The sequence below is a fragment of the Dyella sp. genome (genome assembly GCF_035277725.1).
Classification (GTDB): domain Bacteria; phylum Pseudomonadota; class Gammaproteobacteria; order Xanthomonadales; family Rhodanobacteraceae; genus Dyella_B.
Window position 1 is genome coordinate 1 of sequence record NZ_DATEJY010000109.1, and the last position, 4,222, is coordinate 4,222.

Annotated in this window: 5 protein-coding genes; 4 read left to right on the forward strand and 1 reads right to left on the reverse strand. The window is 62.1% G+C overall.

The window, feature by feature from the left end; genetic code table 11:
- The 4 genes from VJR68_RS10040 to VJR68_RS10055 all read left to right on the forward strand — a co-directional run.
- A partial coding sequence (locus VJR68_RS10040; protein WP_324147538.1) for a glycoside hydrolase family 47 protein occupies positions 1–305 on the forward strand: 305 nt, incomplete at its 5' end.
- Positions 302–997: an aspartate/glutamate racemase family protein gene (locus tag VJR68_RS10045; protein WP_324147539.1), complete on the forward strand. Its 696-nt coding sequence runs from the start codon at positions 302–304 to the stop codon at positions 995–997. The genes VJR68_RS10040 and VJR68_RS10045, both read left to right, overlap by 4 nt.
- Before the next feature lie 155 nt (positions 998–1,152).
- Positions 1,153–2,400, forward strand: a complete 1,248-nt coding sequence (locus VJR68_RS10050; protein ID WP_324147540.1) for an MFS transporter — start codon at positions 1,153–1,155, stop codon at positions 2,398–2,400.
- Positions 2,401–2,737: 337 nt separating this feature from the next.
- Positions 2,738–3,505, forward strand: a complete 768-nt coding sequence (locus tag VJR68_RS10055) for a metallophosphoesterase (RefSeq protein WP_324147541.1) — start codon at positions 2,738–2,740, stop codon at positions 3,503–3,505.
- 69 nt (positions 3,506–3,574) lie between these two features.
- On the opposite strand, the gene VJR68_RS10060 is transcribed toward VJR68_RS10055, so the two are convergent.
- Positions 3,575–4,153 carry an AMP-binding enzyme gene (locus tag VJR68_RS10060; RefSeq protein ID WP_324147542.1) on the reverse strand — a complete coding sequence of 193 codons (579 nt, stop codon included), beginning with the start codon at positions 4,151–4,153 and terminating at the stop codon, positions 3,575–3,577.
- Positions 4,154–4,222: the final 69 nt, after the last annotated feature.

The following is a 4,222-nucleotide window of genomic DNA, read 5'->3' on the forward strand; positions in this document are numbered from 1 at the left end:
CGGAGATCGTCGAGTCCACCTATTATCTTTATCACTACACCCGCGATCCCTATTACCGTGTCATGGGCAAGCGCATGTTCGAGGATTTCGTGAAGTACTGCCGCACGGACGATGGCTACGCGGCTTTGAGCAGCGTCATCAGCAAGCAGAAAACCGACGCCATGGAAAGCTACGTGTTTGCGGAGACCTTCAAGTATTTCTATTTGCTGTTCGCACCGCCGCAGACGCTGGATTTCAACCGGGTGATTTTCAACACCGAAGGCCATCCGCTGCGACGCTACCCGCGACCCGACTCTCCGCCATGAAGACGCTCGGCCTCATCGGCGGCATGAGCTGGGAATCCACTGCGCATTACTACTCACGCATCAACCAATTGGTGGCTGAGCGCCTGGGCGGATTGCATTCAGCCCAGCTGCTCTTGTACAGCGTGGAGTTCGATGAGCTGCAGCGGCTGCAGCATGCGGACGATTGGACCGGCGCGGCACATCTGCTGATAGATGCGGCCCGACGTCTGGAGCGTGCCGGCGCCGAGGCGCTGGTAATCTGCGCGAACACCATGCATATCGTGGCGCCCGAGATCGAGGCCGCCGTGAAACTGCCGCTCATCCACGTGGTTGATGCCACCGCCAAGGCGGTCAAGGACCGGGGCATCCGCAGCGTCGCCTTATTGGGCACGCGCTTCACGATGGAGAAGGATTTCTACCGGTTGCGACTTGAACAACGGCATAGCTTGCGCGTGATGATTCCGGAAGAACCGGAGCGCGCGGCGATTCACCGCATCATTTTCGAGGAGTTGTGCAAAGGCGTGGTGCGGCCGGAGTCGCGCCGGGCGTTCTTCGGCATCATCAGTCGCTTAGCTAAGGCGGGCGCGCAAGGCGCCATCCTCGGTTGTACCGAATTCACGCTGTTCGGAGCGTCGTCCGACGCCGGCATCCCGCTGTTCGACACCACCGAAATTCACACGCGCGCGGTCGTGGATTGGGCCTTGAGCGCCTGAAGGAAGACGGCGAGCGTGGCGGTTATCCCGCCTCAGTCGCGATGGCTGTGTGTGATGGTCCCGAGAACCGGCGTTGCGGAAGGTTCGTCGCACGTGCCCAAGTTGCGTATATTGCGCCCGACTTCTCAAACGTTACAAATCGGCTCGACGCATCCATGTACGAAGTCACCACGCCATCGCGACGACCGTTCCCGCCGGTGAACTACCTGTTCGCCGCGCGTGCACTGCGCGATTTCGGTGACAGTTTCGTGGCGATCCTGTTGCCGGCCTACCTGTTGGCGCTGGGCTTCACGCCGCTCGCCGTGGGTGTGCTGGCCACCACATCGCTGCTCGGTTCGGCATGCCTGACCATGACTGCCGGCTTGCTCAGCGCCCGCTATGGTTATCGCCGGCTCCTGCTGGGCGCCGCGTGGTTGATGATCGCCACCGGCATCGCGTTCGCCAGTTCCCGCCACTACGCCGTGCTGCTGGTGATCGCGTTCGCGGGCACGATCAATCCGTCCGCCGGGAACGTCAGCGTATTCGTGCCGCTGGAACACACCGCGCTCGCACGCGAAGCCGGCGATACCGACCGCACCCGCTTATTCGCCCGCTACAGCCTGACGGGTGCATTGGCCGCCGCGCTGGGTTCGCTTGCTTCGGCAACCCCCGGAATCCTGGCGCCGCTCGGATTTGACCGGCTGACCGCCATGCAGGCCATGTTCGTTATTTACGGCTTGCTGGGCGTTGTCGGGCGCAATCTGTATGCGCGCATTCCGCAGCGTCCGCCTGCACTGCAAGCCCGCAAGACGGTAGCGCTCGGCCCGTCACGCAAAATCGTTTTCAAGCTTGCGGCGCTGTTCAGCCTGGACGCGTTCGCCGGCGGTTTCGTCGTGCAGTCGCTGCTCGCACTCTGGCTGTTCCAGCGATTTCACCTGTCCCTGGCCGAAGCGGGTGCGTTCTTCTTCGGGGCGGGATTGCTGGCCGCGTTGTCGTATCCGGTCGCCGCACGCTTGTCGCGGCGCTTCGGGCTGGTCAACACCATGGTATTCACACACATGCCTTCCAGTATTGCGCTGATATTGGCGGCCATTGCACCCACGCTTGCGCTGGCCTTGATATTGCTGCTGGTGCGCGCAGCACTCTCCCAGATGGACGTGCCGACGCGTTCGTCCTACGTGATGGCGGTGGTGACCGAAGCGGAACGTCCGGCGGCGGCAAGTTTCACTTCTGTGCCACGCAGCCTGGCTTCGGCAGTGAGTCCATCGCTGGCGGGCGCACTGTTCGCCGCGTCCGCTTTTGCCTGGCCGCTGTTGATCTGCGGCACACTGAAGATCGTCTACGATCTCCTGCTACTGGCACAGTTCCGGCACCTCAGGCCGCCGGAAGAAAACCGTTCCACTCGGAAAGGGGGGATGCAATGAGCCGCAATGTCTTGAACATTCGCGTCGCCCTGTTTCTCTCGACGGCCCTATTGGTGGCCCGTCTGCCTGCATGTCTCGCCTATAACATGAGTCGGTTCGGCTAACGCAGACAACTTGCCACCTGCGTGCGGATCTTCTCCGCTACTTCCGAATTGGCAAGCGTGGTGATGTCACGGTGTTGCCGTACCTTCAGAGATCACCGGGGGTGCCGTAAATGCGCCCGCGGCTCTCCAAGGCAACAACGGACTGAAACTGCTCAGTTCGAGGTGCCGGTGTGATCGGCTCAACGCGCTGCGGCGTAAAATTGAGTTGGCGGGGTGTCAGGAACTATTTAGCCTTGCGGCTCAACATTCTCTCAGACTTGCATTTGCGCCAAGGTGCGTTCACGCCCCCGCGCACCGATGCCGATGCCGTGATTCTTGCGGGCGACGTGGCGCGCCCTGAGCAGGCGATCGCGTGGGCGCGCGCATTCCGCCAGCCGGTCATTTACGTCCTTGGGAACCATGAGTTCTATGGCAGCAGCTTGCCCACGGCGCTCGCCGAGCTCCAAAACCTCGCGGGTGGCACGGGTATTCGCGTGCTCGACCGGCAGGCGCTGGTACTGGATGGGGTGCGCTTTCTGGGCGCCACGCTCTGGACCGATTTTATGCTCGCGGGTGAGGGTGCTGCGCGTGAACGGGCGATAGCCGAGGCTACGCGACTTGTGCGCGATTTCAGCGTGATCGATTCCACAGAAAATCCAGGCACGAAGTTCACGCCGCCCGAATCCATCCGGGTGTTCCGCCAGCACGCGAAGTGGCTCAGGCAAGAGCTTGCTGAGCCCTTTGACGGACCGACCGTGGTGATCACGCATCACGCACCCTCACCGCGCAGCGTTCATCCGCGATTTACGGGCTCGCCGTTGAACGGCGCCTTCGTTTCGGACCTCGAGGCGCTGATGGGTGGGGATCGCGTGGTCCTCTGGGTGCACGGGCACACGCACGACAGCTTTGATTACACGGTGCGTGGCACCCGGGTGGTCTGCAATCCGCGCGGCTACGCCCGCGACGGTGTCAACGAGAACGCGTTCTTCGACCCAAGACTGGTCGTGGACGTCGGCCGGTAAACGGCGGCGCACTCTGGGGAGTGCGCCGCAGATTTGTATCAAAGATCCAGACGACCGGCGTGTCCGATATCAGTCGTTCTGCCCAAACTTGGCGATATCCTCGGGCACCGCTTCGCCGGAGACCACCGCATCTTTTCCCTGCACCATTTTGCGGATGTCCTCGACGACCGCGGGGTTGGCCAGCGTGGTCACGTCGCCCACGTCACGGCGGTTGGAGATGGAGGCCAGCACGCGCCGCATGATTTTGCCCGAGCGCGTCTTGGGCATGTCGGGTACGACGTAAACGTGCTTGGGGCGTGCAAACCGGCCGATGATCTCTTCGTTCGCCTTGATGATCCGGTTGATGGTGTCGGGCGTGCCTTCATGCCCCGGCTTGAGAGCCACGTAGATTTCAGGCATGCGTCCCTTGATTTCATCGGTTACCGGCACCACCGCGGCTTCGGCGACATCCGGAACCGTCAGGCAGGCGTTTTCGATCTCCTTCGTGCCCAGGCGATGCCCGGCGACGTTGATGACATCGTCGATGCGGCCCAGGATCCGGAAGTAGCCGTCGGCTGCCAGCATCGCGCCATCGCCGGCCATGTACGGCCAGTCGCGCCAGTCTTTGCTGTTCGGATTCTTGCAATAACGCTTGTAGTAGCCGTTCACGAACCGATCGGGATCGCCCCAGATGGTTTGCATGATGCCCGGCCAGGGATTGCGGATGCACATGTTGCC